This is a genomic window from Methylophaga thalassica MP, assembly GCF_000214595.1.
Lineage (GTDB): Bacteria > Pseudomonadota > Gammaproteobacteria > Nitrosococcales > Methylophagaceae > Methylophaga > Methylophaga thalassica.
In genome coordinates this window covers 159280-174702 of record NZ_AFIG01000001.1, presented here as the reverse complement: position 1 = coordinate 174702, position 15423 = coordinate 159280, and the positions used below count along the sequence as shown (strand labels likewise).

Annotated in this window: 15 protein-coding genes; 11 read left to right on the top strand and 4 right to left on the bottom strand. The window is 44.9% G+C overall.

From position 1 onward, the window contains the following. Positions 1 to 2: 2 nt before the first annotated feature. The gene (locus tag MAMP_RS16230) at positions 3 to 170 is read left to right on the top strand and encodes a hypothetical protein (RefSeq protein ID WP_007144051.1); all 168 of its coding nucleotides are present in this window, start codon (positions 3 to 5) and stop codon (positions 168 to 170) included. Between the two features lie 129 nt (positions 171 to 299). Here the strand turns inward: MAMP_RS16230 and sbmA are convergent, their stop codons facing one another. Next, a complete protein-coding gene (gene sbmA, locus MAMP_RS00765; protein ID WP_007144050.1) occupies positions 300 to 1532 on the bottom strand; it encodes a peptide antibiotic transporter SbmA in 1233 nt (410 codons plus the stop codon). A 498-nt stretch (positions 1533 to 2030) separates the two neighbouring features. Here sbmA and MAMP_RS00760 point away from each other — a divergent pair, with 498 nt between their 5' ends. Genes MAMP_RS00760 through MAMP_RS00750 form a run of 3 tightly spaced genes read left to right on the top strand, consistent with a single transcriptional unit; the run spans position 2031 to position 4281 of the window. Beyond that, on the top strand, positions 2031 to 2312 hold the full coding sequence (locus MAMP_RS00760) for a DUF3649 domain-containing protein (protein ID WP_007144049.1): 282 nt from the start codon (positions 2031 to 2033) through the stop codon (positions 2310 to 2312). Continuing rightward, complete coding sequence (locus MAMP_RS00755) at positions 2309 to 3949, top strand: PepSY-associated TM helix domain-containing protein (RefSeq protein WP_007144048.1); 1641 nt, start codon at positions 2309 to 2311, stop codon at positions 3947 to 3949. The genes MAMP_RS00760 and MAMP_RS00755 overlap by 4 nt, the downstream gene beginning before the upstream one ends. Beyond that, on the top strand, positions 3946 to 4281 hold the full coding sequence (locus MAMP_RS00750; protein WP_007144047.1) for a DUF3325 domain-containing protein: 336 nt from the start codon (positions 3946 to 3948) through the stop codon (positions 4279 to 4281). Before MAMP_RS00755 ends, MAMP_RS00750 begins: the two co-directional genes overlap by 4 nt. Before the next feature lie 29 nt (positions 4282 to 4310). Here MAMP_RS00750 and argH read toward each other — a convergent pair whose 3' ends face one another. After that, positions 4311 to 5693: an argininosuccinate lyase gene (gene argH, locus MAMP_RS00745; protein WP_007144045.1), complete on the bottom strand. Its 1383-nt coding sequence runs from the start codon at positions 5691 to 5693 to the stop codon at positions 4311 to 4313. Here argH and MAMP_RS16490 point away from each other — a divergent pair. The 7 genes from MAMP_RS16490 (at position 5692) to MAMP_RS00715 (ending at position 13707) form a co-directional block, all read left to right on the top strand. Beyond that, entirely contained in the window at positions 5692 to 5823 is a 132-nt protein-coding gene (locus MAMP_RS16490) for a hypothetical protein (RefSeq protein WP_007144046.1), read from the top strand. The genes argH and MAMP_RS16490 overlap by 2 nt on opposite strands. After that, positions 5816 to 6745, top strand: coding sequence for a hydroxymethylbilane synthase (hemC, locus tag MAMP_RS00740; RefSeq protein ID WP_040576105.1), 930 nt, complete (start codon positions 5816 to 5818; stop codon positions 6743 to 6745). The genes MAMP_RS16490 and hemC overlap by 8 nt, the downstream gene beginning before the upstream one ends. After that, the gene (locus MAMP_RS00735; RefSeq protein ID WP_007144043.1) at positions 6729 to 7487 is read left to right on the top strand and encodes a uroporphyrinogen-III synthase; all 759 of its coding nucleotides are present in this window, start codon (positions 6729 to 6731) and stop codon (positions 7485 to 7487) included. Before hemC ends, MAMP_RS00735 begins: the two co-directional genes overlap by 17 nt. 1 nt (position 7488) lies before the next feature. Further along, a complete protein-coding gene (locus MAMP_RS00730) occupies positions 7489 to 8520 on the top strand; it encodes a uroporphyrinogen-III C-methyltransferase (RefSeq protein ID WP_007144042.1) in 1032 nt (343 codons plus the stop codon). Then, on the top strand, positions 8517 to 9713 hold the full coding sequence (locus MAMP_RS00725; RefSeq protein WP_007144041.1) for a heme biosynthesis HemY N-terminal domain-containing protein: 1197 nt from the start codon (positions 8517 to 8519) through the stop codon (positions 9711 to 9713). Before MAMP_RS00730 ends, MAMP_RS00725 begins: the two co-directional genes overlap by 4 nt. An 18-nt stretch (positions 9714 to 9731) precedes the next feature. Further along, a complete protein-coding gene (locus tag MAMP_RS00720) occupies positions 9732 to 11474 on the top strand; it encodes a monovalent cation:proton antiporter-2 (CPA2) family protein (protein WP_007144040.1) in 1743 nt (580 codons plus the stop codon). A gap of 196 nt (positions 11475 to 11670) precedes the next feature. Beyond that, positions 11671 to 13707, top strand: coding sequence for a TonB-dependent receptor (locus MAMP_RS00715; RefSeq protein WP_202796100.1), 2037 nt, complete (start codon positions 11671 to 11673; stop codon positions 13705 to 13707). Positions 13708 to 13786: 79 nt separating this feature from the next. Here the strand turns inward: MAMP_RS00715 and MAMP_RS00710 are convergent, their stop codons facing one another. Continuing rightward, on the bottom strand, positions 13787 to 14782 hold the full coding sequence (locus tag MAMP_RS00710; RefSeq protein ID WP_007144038.1) for a GGDEF domain-containing protein: 996 nt from the start codon (positions 14780 to 14782) through the stop codon (positions 13787 to 13789). 154 nt (positions 14783 to 14936) lie between these two features. Further along, a complete protein-coding gene (locus MAMP_RS00705) occupies positions 14937 to 15356 on the bottom strand; it encodes a DUF4174 domain-containing protein (protein WP_007144037.1) in 420 nt (139 codons plus the stop codon). Positions 15357 to 15423: the final 67 nt, after the last annotated feature.

Below are 15423 nucleotides of genomic sequence, written 5' to 3'. Positions count from 1 at the left end.
TTATGGGAACATCAATTAGTTCATGGGAAAATGTAGGGGCTTACTTTACTTTTGCTGATAATCCAATTGCTTTAGGTTTATTCACTATCTGTGCTGCAGCCATTGTTGTTGCGCTGATTGCCTCAATCGCTAAACATGAAAATGAAGCATTTGAGAAAATCGAAAAGTAAGTCAGACTGAAACATGACCTAGTCATGTGATGAATAAATAACCCCGATCTTGTATCGGGGTTATTTTTTTGTTTCAAGCTGTGACGTTGATAGGACCTTTTAAACGACGCCATTCCATCTCGACGTGATTTACGATGTCACCTGCTGATCAATTTCTGGTAACGGTTCATTGTTTATCGACGCTTCAAACGATTTTAAACGTTTATAAACCGACAATAGTTCAACGATAGTCGTCCATGAGTTCACTAAATACTGGAATGATGAACTGACCTGACTGAATGCCGTTAAAATCTGCTGCAAGATACCAAAAGTAATGGCTCCGGCAGCGATCGTAGGCACTAATATTACATAGGCAAAAATATTATCTGCCTGCAAGTACATGCTGCGGGCCACATTGAAGTACATATAGTGAATGTACAACGTGAAATAGTTTTTACGCACATCGGCAAACAGTTCTCTCAAGCTCATCGGTTGAGCACGTTGGTGGTCATCTTCACCATAAACCAGTTCTTTACGATAGGCGGCTTCTACACGCTGATTTTTGAATTCTAAGCCGGGTAATTTGATACCAACCAGTGCTAATAAGCCTGTGCCGAAGATCGACCAGACAATAGCGGCGACAAATAAGGGATAGGCGATTTCACCGACTAAAGGTAACTCTTTTACATACTGCGATAATGACCAAAGCACGGGTAAAAACGCGAATAATGTCATCAGGGCATCAATCAATGCGACGCCCAGATTCTCCATAATCGTTGCGAAACGCATGGTGTCTTCCTGAACCCGTTGCGAAGCACCTTCAATATGACGCACCTTCCCCCATTGCTCTGTGTAGTAGTCATTCATGGCGGTGCGCCAGCGGAAAATATAATGGCTGACTAAAAAACGGGTCATCACAAAAATGAATACCGCTAAAAAGGCGATTTCCGCGAAAATGGCAATCAAGTCATATAACTGATCGACTGAAACACCTCCCGTGGGTGATAAGGCATTTTGTACCGCATCAAAAAACGGTCGACGCCAATTATTTATCGCCACCGATACCTGAACAGAATAATAAGTCGAAAAGAAAATGACCGCTGAACCAATGACCGACCACCATTGCCAGCGACTTGGTGCCTTGATAAACCAAAATGCAGCAAAGATAGCTACAGAGACAAAATAGAATAGGTAAAAGGTTAAAAACTCATTGGTAACAAAATGCCGTAAGCCGATGACTTGTTCAGCATCCGGGTTAACTGGTAACCCAATAGCAGCAGATATATCTGCTCCAAAAGCCACCCAAATAAAGGCGGAAAATGCTAACCATAAAATAACTGATGGCCAAAACCAGGGAGAGTTGGGAAAGAAAGATTTAAACATAATCAACCTACGCTTATTTTTGTGATGCAAATTATGGCATGTTGACAGCATGTTTAGATGCTTTATTCATCCATCTGTGAAGTCTGTATTCAGGCATCTGAAATTAAACATAAAAATTGCAGATAAATTCGGACTCGCCAGGCTTTATCTTCATGACTAATTGATAACCGAATAGTGCTGAAGCATTGGAAATGACATTTTAGAGATAAACAAACACGGCTTTACAAGGACAAGCATGAACTGAGTTTGCTAAAAAAGAATGTTTTTCAGTTAATCTAAATGCATATGATTATTATTTGATGATAGTATTTAGATGATAAATTTAAGCCTGTTAAATAAAAGTGGAAAAATATTGCACTTTTTTTGACGCTCATACGACATAGGTGATGAGGGGAGTTTGTGTTCTCTCATCCAAAGTCCTTGCTCAGCTGCCCTTGAGTAATGACTGTTTACCCTGATAAATGAATTTGAATCAGTAACTTGAGAGTTACCTCTACTATGCAATTACCATATCCAATTAGAATTATTTCTTTGGTTCTGGCCGCCACAATCGGCGGATATTTTTTAACGTCTGCCGTTATTATTTTTTTATCGGCTATTGTGCCTATGGATAAACCCGATGCCATCGTGGCCAGCAGTTTATTTAGTTATGCTATTTACACGGCAGCGGTCATTTGGATCTTTGTTGTCAGAGATAGTAAGCGTGCCTGGTTGGGGATGTTAATACCAACACTGATATTCGGTGGTGCGGGTTTACTTATTTCGAGGATGGCGTCATGAGTGAGTTAAATCAACCGGCAAAGGAACAAGAGTCTTTCCGACAAGCGATGGGCTGGCTCCATACCTGGGGCGGACTGGTCGCAAGTTGGGCACTTTTCACCATTTTTCTGACCGGCACCATTGGGGTGTTTGACGAAGATATCACGCATTGGATGAAACCTGAGGCAGCGGCTGTGTCGGATTTTGATCCAGAGGCTATGACTGAACAGCAACGTGTTGATGTGATAAAAAAAGGTCAGGCTTATCTTGAAACACATATGGCTGAGAGTCATTTCTGGGGGATTGGCCTGCCAACTGAAACCGAACCGGGAATTCGTCTGTTCTGGCAGGACGATAAACAAGAATTCCAAAATACCCTGCTGGATTTGAATACGGGTGAACCGATACCTGTTAACCATAACCGTGAAACGGAAGGTGGTCATCATTTTGTACATATGCATTATGAGTTTCATGCAGGCATGGCAGGCATCTGGCTGGTCGGTTTTTTCACCATGATTATGCTAGTGGCGCTGATCACCGGCATCATTATTCATAAACGTATTTTCAAAGACTTTTTCACCTTCAGACAAAAGAAAGGGCAGCGCAGCTGGCTGGATGGGCATAACGCTTCAGCTGTCTTAACACTGCCGTTTCAGCTGATGATAGCCTATACCGGATTGGTGATCTTTTTATCCATCTATATGCCTGCCGGGGTGTTAGCCAATTACAGTAATCCACAACAGTTCTTTGCTGAGTTGCTGGACGAACCCATGCACAGACCGGAAACAGGTGTGCATGCCAATGTCGTTGATTTGTCTGTTTTGTTTAAGCGGGCAGAAGTGATGATGGGTAAACCAGGACGGTTTATGAACGTTGAGCATCCTGGTGACAGTAGTGCCGTTACTAAAGTGTTTGGCTGGTTTGAAGAAGAGGATTATTACGGACAATTACTGAGAGATGAAACCGGCAGTGTGCAGTTTGATGCGACCAATGGTGATGTGATGCATCTCAATCCGCCCGGCGAATATGACAAGGGTACGCCGATGGCTTCACAACGCGTGATGCGAATCATGCACTTTGCCAACTTTGGTGGCTATAGCGTTCGCTGGTTATATTTCATTATGGGTATGGCGGGTGCGCTGATGATGGCAACCGGCGCCATCTTGTTTCTGGTGAAACGCCGTCAGAAATCATTGAATGAGTTTGGTGCCCAAACCGCACGGGTTTACAGGGTGATTGAAGTGATCAATGTGGCTGCAATTAGTGGTCTAGCGGTGGCTTGTATTGGGTATTTCTGGCTGAACCGATTGATTCCTGTTGATATTGCTGATCGTGCAGCCTGGGAGATAAAAGGCTTTTTCTATCTGTGGTTATTGATGTTATTCCATTCAGCCTGTCGTCCCGCGACGAAAGCCTGGTTTGAGCAATGGAGCATATTTACTTTACTTGCCCTGTTGCTGCCAGTGATGAATCTCATCACCACGGGACATTGGCTAGTGTCGTATTGGCAGACCGGTGATTGGGTTAGTGTTGGCTTTGAGCTAACGGTGCTGGTGTTTGGTTTGATGAGTCTGGGACTGGTGTTATTTTTACGCCGTAAATTAACTGCAGCAGAACGCTATTCTCAGCCCGCAAAACGTTCGGAGGCCATATCATGAGTGTGGCGATGATGATGAGTGTCGCTCTGTGTTATGCCGCTATGAGTGGTTTGAGTCTGGCGATGCCAAGACATTTGATGGATGTGACTGATAGACGTTTAACGGCTACACAGATACGGGTTTTACGCTGGACAGCAAGTCTTGTGCTGATATTAGCTTATTTACCCATGTGGCAGGTTTGGGGTGCAGGAACAGGTTTTGTCGTTTGGGTCTCCGTATTATCCGTGACCTCAATCGTATTAGTGTTACTTTTGTCCTATTGGCCTAAGTGGGCAGTCAGAGTCGCATTTTTGATGATGTTGTCGGCCTGTTTCTTATGGTTGATGCAGTAACCGGTCGTTACTGCATCAACCTAGATAATTTAGCGTTGACGGCGTGCTTTCTGAATAGCCGCTTTGACTTGTTCAGGGGCGGTGCCACCCAAGTGATTACGGGCGGCGACCGAGCCTTCCAATGTTAATACTTCAAACACGTCTTGTTCGATGTTGGCTGAAAACTGCTGCAGCTCTTCCAGCGTCAGTTCTGACAAATCTTTTTTATGCTTGATGCCATAGGCCACTGACAAACCAACCACTTCGTGAGCATCACGGAATGGGGTGCCTTTACGCACTAGATAATCTGCCAGATCGGTGGCTGTGGCATAACCACGTAATGCGGCCTGACGCATATTGTCAGCTTTGACCGTAATAACAGACATCATATCTGCATAAACACGCAGAGAACCTAATAAGGTATCGATGGTATCAAACAGTGGCTCTTTATCTTCCTGATTGTCTTTGTTGTAGGCTAATGGCTGGTTTTTCATCAAGGTCAGCAGGTTAAACATATTGCCATAAACACGACTGGTTTTACCGCGGATTAATTCAGGCACATCCGGATTTTTCTTTTGCGGCATGATCGATGAGCCGGTGCAGAAGGCATCACCTAAATCAACAAAATCAAACTGCGCCGAAGACCAGATGATTAACTCTTCTGAGAAGCGTGATAAATGCATCATCAGAATCGAGGCGAAGCTATTGAACTCAATCGCAAAGTCACGATCACTGACCGCATCCAGAGAGTTTAGACAGATACGATCAAAGCCTAATAAGCTGGCGGTCATCTCACGATCAATCGGGAATGTGGTACCTGCCAGTGCTGCAGCACCTAATGGCAGGCTGTTGACTCGTTTGGCACAGTCTTCAAGACGCTCGGCATCTCTGACTAACATTTCATACCAGGCCATCATATGGTGACCAAATGTGACCGGTTGTGCTGTCTGTAAATGAGTAAAGCCGGGCATGATGGTGTCAGCTTCACGTTCAGCGACATTCAATAAGGCTTCTTGCAGGCGATTAAGCTGCTGACCGATAGGATCAATCATATCGCGCAGATAGAGGCGCACATCTGTGGCCACCTGATCGTTACGTGAACGGCCGGTGTGTAGTTTTTTACCCACTTCACCAATCAGGGCGATAAGACGTGCTTCGATATTCATATGCACATCTTCCTGAGCGATAGACCATTCAAAGTCACCACTTTCAATTTCTTGTTCGATTTGTTGCAAGCCAGCGATAATCTGATCGCGTTCTTCGATAGTCAGCACCTTCACTTCGGCCAGCATGGTGGCGTGCGCAATTGAGCCGCGAATATCTTGCCGGAACATGCGTTGGTCAAATTGCACAGAGGCGGTAAATTCTTCGACAAATTTGTCGGTAGGCTGCGTTAGTCTGGCAGATGAGAGTTTTTTATTGGCTGTAGTCATGTCAATCAGATCAGGCTCGTTGAAAACAGGGCGTCATTATAACGCGGATAGTCGAGAGTCAATGCGTGAAATGCTAGAATCGACTTTATTTATTAACGACAACGCTGAAGTGACCTTATTCCATGACTAAAAGAATCGTTCGTATTGCCACTCGCAACAGTCCTCTTGCCATGTGGCAGGCTGAATTTGTGAAATCACGCCTCTTAGAATTACATCAAAATATCGAAGTAGAACTGATTGGTATGAAAACCCAGGGCGACATCATTCTTGATACGCCACTGGCAAAAGTAGGCGGCAAAGGGCTTTTTGTTAAAGAACTGGAACAAGGCATGTTGGATGGACGCGCTGATATCGCCGTGCACTCGATGAAAGATGTGCCTGTTGAGTTTCCGGAAGGTTTACATCTGCCTGTTATCTGCGAACGCGAAGATCCGCATGATGCGTTTGTTTCCAACCATTATCAGAGTATTGATGAATTACCGCATGGTGCCCGCTTAGGCACTTCCAGTCTGCGTCGTGAATGTCAGGTACGTACTCACCGTCCCGATCTGGAAGTACTGCCTTTACGCGGTAATGTAAACACCCGTTTACGTAAACTCGATGATGGCGAGTTTGATGCGATTATCCTGGCAATGGCCGGTTTGAAGCGCTTAGGCTTTGATGACCGTATCCGAAGCGCTTTAACGCCGGAACAAAGTTTGCCAGCCATTGGACAAGGCGCATTAGGCATTGAAACCCGAGTTGATGACGCAGAAATGAACGCACTTATTGCCCCTTTACACTGTGATAAAACCGCTATTGTGCTGCGCGCAGAAAGAGCCTTGAACAAACGCTTGTCCGGCGGTTGTCAGGTACCGATTGCCGGTTATGCGATGTTAGATGATGACAACGTCTGGTTGCGTGGTCTGGTCGGTCAGCCGGACGGCACCAATACGGTCACTGCGGAAGTTCGTGGTAAAGCGGCAGATGCCGAAAAACTGGGTATTCAAGTCGCTGAAATGCTGCTGGCGAAAGGCGCGGATAAAATTCTGGCAGATGTTTACGGTGAATAAAGCACCTTTAGCGGGGCAACAGATTCTGGTGACCCGCCCACAGCATCAATGCCAGGCGCTTGCCGATTTGATTGAAAACGCCGGTGGCAAAGCGTTGATTCTGCCAGTGATTGATATTGAACATATCGCACGAAAAAATTGGCAGACAGAGAATATCGAACGTTTTGACTGGCTGATATTTGTCAGTCGTAATGCCGTAGAAAGTTTTATGGCTGGTTGGGGGGATGAATTGCCTCAGCCGTGTCAGTTTGCCGCAGTGGGTGAAGGTACAGCGCAAGCCATGCGCGAGCATGCTATTCCTGTTGATTGTCAGCCAGAAATATCTAACGGCAGTGAAGGTTTGTTGCAAATGCCCCTAATGCAGGCTGATAAGGTCAGTGGTAAACATATTCTCATTGTGCGGGGTAACGGCGGCAGAGAACATATGGCCGATACCTTAACCGCCAGAGGTGCTAAGATTACTTATGTTGAAGTTTATCAACGTGTTTTAGCCAAGCCGACAGCCACAATGCAAAAGCAAGCCATGTTGGCGGATAAAGTCATCTGTACCAGTGTGGCGGGTGTTGATAATCTTTGTAGTATCTTTATGAATACATGGCCAGGTTTGTTAGATAAACCATTGACGGTGGTCAGTGATAGGATAAAACAGCACGCCTCCTCACGAGGCTTCAAAACCATTCATGTATCAGCCGATGCCAGTGATAATGCAGTTGTTGATACTCTGATAAATATGGACGATTAACATGGCAGATAAAGACGCAAAGCAAACGATAGATAACAATGTGCAGGATGCGGAGCTGCTTGAAAAGAATAAACAGGATGATGCCAAAGTCTATCGCTTGATATGGATTGCGCTTGTTGTTGTCGTACTGCTTTCCGCTGTCAGTATTGGCTGGTTTTATCAGCAACTCCAGCAGCAGGAAGCCGATATTCAATCTTCGCTGACCGAGTTATCGAGCCAAAATGGTGACTGGCAATCAAAATTAGAACAGCACAGGCAGCAGTTAGGTCGGCTCGATAGTGACCAAAAACAATTAGCGGAAAAACTACAGCAACTGACGGACAAACAACAGTTATCTAATGCTGAGCTGCAAAAGAGATGGGCTTTGCAGGAAGTCAAATACCTGCTCAATGTCGCCAACCAGCGCGCTGTATTAGCACATGACGTGGTTGGAGCCATCCAGGCTTTGATCATGGCAGATAAACAACTAGAAGCACTTTCTGATTATCGGCTTCATCCTCTGCGGGCTGAGATTGCAGAAGAATTAATGTCATTACAATCACTGACAACTCTGGATATCCCGGGCATGGCGATTCAGCTACAGACATTGGCTGCCCATGTCGACAAACTGCGAGTTAAAAAAGGGCCAGAAGTTGATTTCTCTGAGTCTCCAGACACGGCCGATATTGCCAGCACAGAAACGCCGGCATGGAAACAAGCCATCTCAGACATTTGGCAACAATTGCGCTCTTTAGTGGTGATTCGCCATGATCAAACTGGTGAAGCGGCTGTACTTGCACCGGAACAACGCTATTTCCTCTATCAAAATCTGCGTTTACAATTGGAAAGTGCACGTCTTGCCTTACTGAATGCTGACAATAATAGCTTTCAGCACAGTTTAAAAACAGCCATTACCTGGCTGGACCAATATTTTACCGGTGAAGAACGTGATGCCATGCTGGCCAGCCTTAATTCACTGGCTGAACAGAAAATTGACGTGTCTATTCCGGATATTTCAGGCTCGTTGAACTGGCTAGAGGAGTATCAGCAATGAAAATGCTGATCATTATCGCTTTAGCATTAGCATTGGGTGTTGCCGCAATCTGGGCGGCCGATTTTGAACCAGGGTTTGTTTTACTGCAATACGGACAGTGGAGTCTGGAAACATCATTAGTTGTATTTACGGCTATTTATATCCTACTGGTGGTGGCAGGCTATTTAGCATTACGCAGTCTGGTATTGTTAAAACAGACGCCAAAAAGAATTAATGCCTGGAAGACAACACAAAGACAAAAGCGGGCTAATCGAGCTTTAACCCGTGGTCTGATCACTCTGGAAGAAGGTCGCTGGACAGAGGCCGAACGTATTTTGGTACGTCATGCCACACACAGTGAAACACCATTACTTCATTATCTGGCGGCAGCGAGAGCGGCGCAAAAACAACAAGCACCAGAGCGTCGTGATAACTATCTACGCCTGGCCCATGAAACCACCGAAGGCGCTGATATTGCCGTCGGGGTGGTTCAGGCAGAGCTACAATTATCGGCCGGTCAAAAAGAGCAGGCGCTCGCGACACTTCAACATTTGCGTGAAGTGGCACCGAAACATCCTTATGTTTTGCAGTTATTGCAGTCTCTCTATCAGGACATGGATCAATGGCAGGAAATGCAATCGGTATTACCGGATTTACGTAAACGCCATGTGTTGGAGCGTAATGAAGTCGCTGCTTTGGATCAGGAGGCGGCTGTAGGTCAGTTACAGATGGCATTAGCCAAACAGGACTGGCAAAAAATGGCTGAGGTGTGGGAAAAATCATCCAGCAAAGCACGGCAGACAGAAGCCATGCTTGTGCCATATGTGAATGGGCTAATTCAGCAAGACAAGGAAGAGCAGGCCATTGCCCAGATTGAACAGTTTATGCGCAATAGCTGGAGCGATAAGCTGGTGTATATCTATGGCGTACTGACGCAGGGTGACTTGCTGGCGCGTTTAGCGACGGCAGAAAAGTGGCTTAAAGCCAATCCGGATAATGCCTGTTTATTACTAACCGTTGGGCGTCTGGCGAAAGCCAACCAGTTATGGACAAAGGCGGAAGAATATTTACAACAAAGCATTCGCTTAGATGCCAAAGGCGAGACTTATCAGGTCTTAGCTGAAGTGCAATTGGCGCTGGACAAAAATGAAGCTGCTGCAGATACCTATAAGCAAGGACTGACATTGATGCTTAGTTCTGATGCAACCATTTAATTAACAAAGGGATAATTTGTGCAAGAAGCGGGTGGCGATTATCTGGTAGAAATTCTGGCCTTATTATTGGCCACGGTCATTATTATTCCTACATTCCATGCTATTCGGCTTGGTGCGATTCTGGGTTATTTAACCGCAGGCATGATTCTCGGTCCTTGGGGCTTGGGTGTAATCACCGAAGTTGAAGATATTCGGCATTTAGCTGAGTTTGGCGTTATTTTTCTGCTGTTTGTTTTAGGGATTGAACTCAAGCCGGATAAACTCTGGCAAATGCGTAAAATGGTGCTGGGGCTGGGGCTTGCTCAGGTGCTGATTACTGCGGGCGCCATTTATGGCATTGCCATCTGGTTAGGGCTGGATAATCACAGTGCCATTATCATTGGTTTTGGTTTAGCCCTGTCATCGACCGCTTTTTGTTTGAAATTATTGGCTGAACGTGGCGGTATCTCCACCGTGATGGGACGCATGTCCTTCTCCGTGCTGTTATTGCAGGATATTGCCGTCGTGCCATTATTGGCTTTGGTTTCCTATCTCGCTGTGGGTAACGGTGCCGAAGTAGTTGGTCCAGATGTAAATCCGCTAATCGGTATTCTGGTGATTATTGCGCTGCTGTTTGCCGGGCGTTACCTGTTGAATCCGGTATTAGCCAGAATTGTTGCCAGCCAGGATCCGGAAGTGTTTATTGCTGTCGCGGTACTGTTAGTACTGGGCGTTGCCTGGATTATGCAAAGTGTTGGTTTCTCGATGGCGCTGGGGGCCTTCCTGGCAGGTGTGATGTTGGCTGAATCACAATACCGACATCAGATAGAAGCCGATATTCTGCCTTTCCGCGGTATCTTGCTTGGACTGTTCTTTATGACTGTCGGCATGGGCATTGATTTCAGTCTGTTATGGGATCGTCTGGGCGATATCCTATTGCTGACCTGGGGCCTGATGACCATTAAGACGGTTGTTGTCTATATCCTGGCCCGTATTACCGGTGCCCGTCATGATATTTCCTTACAAACAGGGGCCTTGTTATCTCAGAGCGGTGAGTTTGGTTTTGTTCTGTTTAGCTTTGCGGCATCGTTGGGTTTATTAGAAGCACAAGTCAGTGACATTTTGACGCTGGTGATTGCCTTAACCATGGTGTTAACCCCCTTTGTTGTAAGGGCGACCAATTACTTATTATTGAAATTCTATACACCTGATGCAGAAAACGATGAGGAAGATTACACCACCGAGTTTGTTGAGCATGATCAGGAGCACGTTATCCTAGCGGGCTTCGGTCGTGTTGGCGCCCGTGTCGGTACCTTGCTGGGTGCTGCCGGCGTTCCTTATATTGCTTTGGATATGCGCCAACATCGGGTAAAAGATGCCAGGGCACAGGGGTTCCCGGTGTTTTTTGGTGATGCCAGTAAGGTCAAAGTATTACAGGCCGCCGGAGCCGATCGGGCCAAGATGATTGTGGTCACACTGGATAATCCGACGCAGGTAGATAGATTGGTGGCTCAGGTACGTCAGTATTATCCGGATATGCCGATTCATGCCCGTGCCCGTGATAGAAAACACTGTGCGGAATTAATCACTCAGGGGGCCACGACCACGGTTTCAGAAACACTGGAAACCAGCCTAAGGCTGACAGAAGAAGTCTTGTTAGGCAGTGGTGTTGAAGATACGGTAGCCACACGAGTAATCAATGAATTCAGGGATGACTACTATTCGAATGTGGTGAAAAAAGTCACTGAAAATAAAGTCGTGCTGGGTGAATTAAAACATTAGGCTATTGAGCCTTGGCCTGCTTTTTCTGTTGTTCAGTATCACGTTTTATTATCATCTCTTTACCGTTCAATAAACGCATTCCTAAGATAATTAGGAATGTTTGATGTTAATAAATGCTTTTTTATGTTTGCAAATGTTAATAAGTATCAATAAGATTTGTGCTCAATTTCTTTAATAGGCTTGGTGCACATACATTGTGAATACAAAAAAAAGACTCATTTCTTCTCTCGTCACACTCTGTTCAATTTATTCATTTCCCTTATTAGCAGATGAGACCAGCAATTCAGCAGCGACGATGAATCCCTTAGTCGTTACCGGTCAGGCATACAAAGGTTATGCGCAGTTCTCACCCACATCTGGAAGTAAGACAGATGCAGAATGGCTTGATGTGCCGCAATCTGTTTCTGTAGTAACAGATACTGAGATTACCGATCGTGGTGCAGTGCGCTTGGTTGATGCATTAAATGGTGTAGCTGGTGTTAATAACACACTTGGGGAAGGCAGCCGTGATCAGTTTGTCATTCGTGGCTTTGATGCCTTGAACGATGTATATCGTGACGGCATGCGCGATGATACTGGCTTGCAGTCTTATCGTAGCCTAGCGAATATTGAGCAAATCGAGGTAGTCAAAGGCCCCGCGGGTGCTTTGTATGGTCGTGGCTCAACAGGTGGTTTGATTAACCTGGTGACAAAACGTGCAAACGGTGATGAGTTCACCCGGTTGAATGCCAGTTTAGGTAGTCATGGAAAAATGATAGGGCGGGTAGATAGTTCGACCTCATTTTCAGATACGGTTAATGGCCGTATCAATCTGGAAGTTCGCAAAGCCGATTCATTTGTCGATTATGTTGATTCAAAAGATTATTTCATTGCACCGACACTTCGTTTTACCCCTAGCGATCATCACACCTTAGATGTCGATTTGGAAATATCAAAACAGGATTTGGTACCTTACCGTGGTGTGCCATCCATCAATGGCAAACCAGTGAATGTGTCTCGCAGCACCTACTTTGGTAGTAGCAATGATTATCAAGAATCAAAAAGTGTGCGTTTCTCACTGAACGATGAATTCAAATTCACCCCGAATTTAGTCTGGAATAATCGTGTGGTGATAAGTCGTGTTGAGCTGGAACAACAAGGTACGCGTCAAAGGAATGTAACAGCTGCTACAGCTACTGTCGGACAATCTGTAAATGATTTTGGCTATGATCCCCGCCGTTTTAACGCACTGCAATCGGAATTAAAATGGTCTGTCGGCTCACATGAATTCTTGTTCGGTGCAGAATATACACAAACCAAAATTGACTTAGACTTAAGTACTGTCTCAAAAGCAGACCAATCCATCTATGCTCCTGACACCGAGCATGTGGTTAATGGCGGTTTTGAACCCTTCAGAAAGAATGACACCAAAACCTATGGTTTGTATGTGCAGGATATGTACACCATTGGTGATCTGACGTTGACCGGTAATGTGCGTCACGACAAGATGGACCTGGAACAACAGCGTGTGGGTAACCCGAAAGAAAACCTGGATGACGACAAATGGAGTTATCGTGTAGGTGCCAGTTATCGTCTGACTGAAGATTTATCGACCTATGCGACGTTTTCACGGTCATGGCAACTGCCCAATGCCGGCACCTTTGTAAGTAATGGTGCGGCGGAGTTTTACTCGGCTGATCTAAAAGAAATTGGTTTCAAAGCTTATACATTAGGTGATGCTTTAATGTTCAATGCTGCTATATTCCAAATTGAACAAGAGCGGCCTGTAACGGATGCCACAACAGGCGATGTAACGGATAGAAATACCTCAAAACATAATGGTTTTGAATTAGAGCTTCGTGGTCAGTTGACAGAGCAATGGAGTACCACTGCCAGCTATACTTATTTAGATGCAGAAGATGAAGATACAGGTAAAAAACCGAATGATGTGTCCGATCAGTTATTCTCATTAGGTTCAACCTATCAAATTGATAGTCACTGGCGAGTGGGTGGCAACATCAAGTATGTCGGAGAACGCTATGCTGGTGACAATGAAGCAGTTAAATTAGATAGCTATACCTTGGTGGATCTAATGGCGGCTTATCGGGTGGGTAAGCATAAAATTCAGTTCAATGCCTACAACATCTTTGATGAAAAATATTTCCTGGGTGCAACAGGTGGCTCCTCAGGTCGAAACCAAATTGGTTATGGCGCACCGGCAGAATATATGGTGAGTTATGGTTATGAGTTCTAAGCCGGAATAAGTTAAGTTCATATCCGAAAGCTGATTAGCCATGCGGAATTGGGTAAAAGCCCCATGCCGTATGGCTTTTTTATGGATTTTTTGCGGCTATATCATCATTAACGGTGACTCTGTTTCTGCCAGAATTTTTGGCACTGTATAACAATCGGTCGACAGTTTGTAGTAGTTTGGATTGTGTCTGCCCAGCTTCATATTCAGTCACCCCGATACTACAGGTCAATGAAATATTGAGGCCCTCATCCTGACAAAATGGATGTTGCTCAATATCCTGTCTGATGCGTTCAGCGAGTATTTTTGCCTCGGTAACATTTGTCTCAGGAAGCAGTAAAAGGAACTCCTCCCCACCGTAGCGGCCTAGTGTGTCACTGTGTCGAGATGCTTTCGAGACGATGTTAACAGCCTCAATTAATACGGTATCGCCACGTTGGTGACCAAATTGGTCATTCACATGTTTGAAATGATCAAGATCAATCATCAACAAGCTTAGCGGATGTTTATAGCGAACTGACCGATCAATTTCATCCGTTAAATTGTTTATCAAACCACCTCGATTAAGTACACCGGTCAGTGCATCAGTACGAGCTAACTTTTCTAATTCTTTGGTACGTGCTTCCACCCGTTGTTCTAATAATTGATTTGCTGCAAGTAACTCTTTTTGTACCAACAGTAATTGTTCATTTTTTACTTTAAAGTCTTTATTACTGGGAATCGCAATCACTTTGGGTAATAAATAGACAATCATCACGGTGGTCATAATGGATACGATGCCGGTAGCGAGTTTACTGAGTCCGCTAAGGAAATAATAACCATGCCAGATATTAATCAGAGCCATTAGATGTGTCACGCCGCAGAGAAAAATAAAGGCAGCGAACATCACAAATATCCAGTTAAAGGCGAGATCGTCTCTTTTTCTGACCAGCTGAATGAGGGCGATAGGAATTAGGAAATAGGCAATGACTGTCAGCGTATCGCCAACAACATGCAGGAAAAGTAAGTCTGCTTGCCATTTTAAACAATGGCCATGGGGCATAAAACTGCCATCAAATAATGCACTGATGATATCCACAGACACACCCTCCATGACTAAAACAGCGTTGACGAAAGCAGCATCACACTGATGACTCTTCGCACCGGTTTATGATCATTAATAGCATAGTGTCTTGACTGCGTATAGTTAGACACAAGTCATAGCTGGTTCAGCTTACAAGTGACTAATATAACTAGGGATGTTGTAATTCACGCTGACGCATCGGCATGCTATCGATTTCGCTGAAGAGCTTATGAAGTCTTAACTGTGTGTCAGTAGCTTTGACTCCACCATCTTTACCCATTAATAAAACTGAGCTGTTATGGTGTTGTAGTTTTTGACGAACTTCTCTGGTGAGATTATCCGTAACTGTACCTGTGTAGTTAGTACGTAGAGAACTTTGGTTGATCAGAAACCAGACAATATCACGGTCATTTATCTCTGCATCCCTCTGCGAGAGTTCATCCTGATAGGTATTAATATCATCACCGGCATCAATCAGGATAAGCCGGTTTTTCCATTTCAGATCAGACAGCGAGTGCAGGCTTTGCACTGCCTCTGCCCAGGCAATAGGACTTAATAGCATAAGTAAAATCAGCAAAATACGAGACATAGCTGCCCCCTTCATTTATCAAAATGATAAAACCAAGGTATAAAAGCCGTTGTTAAGAAAATGTAAA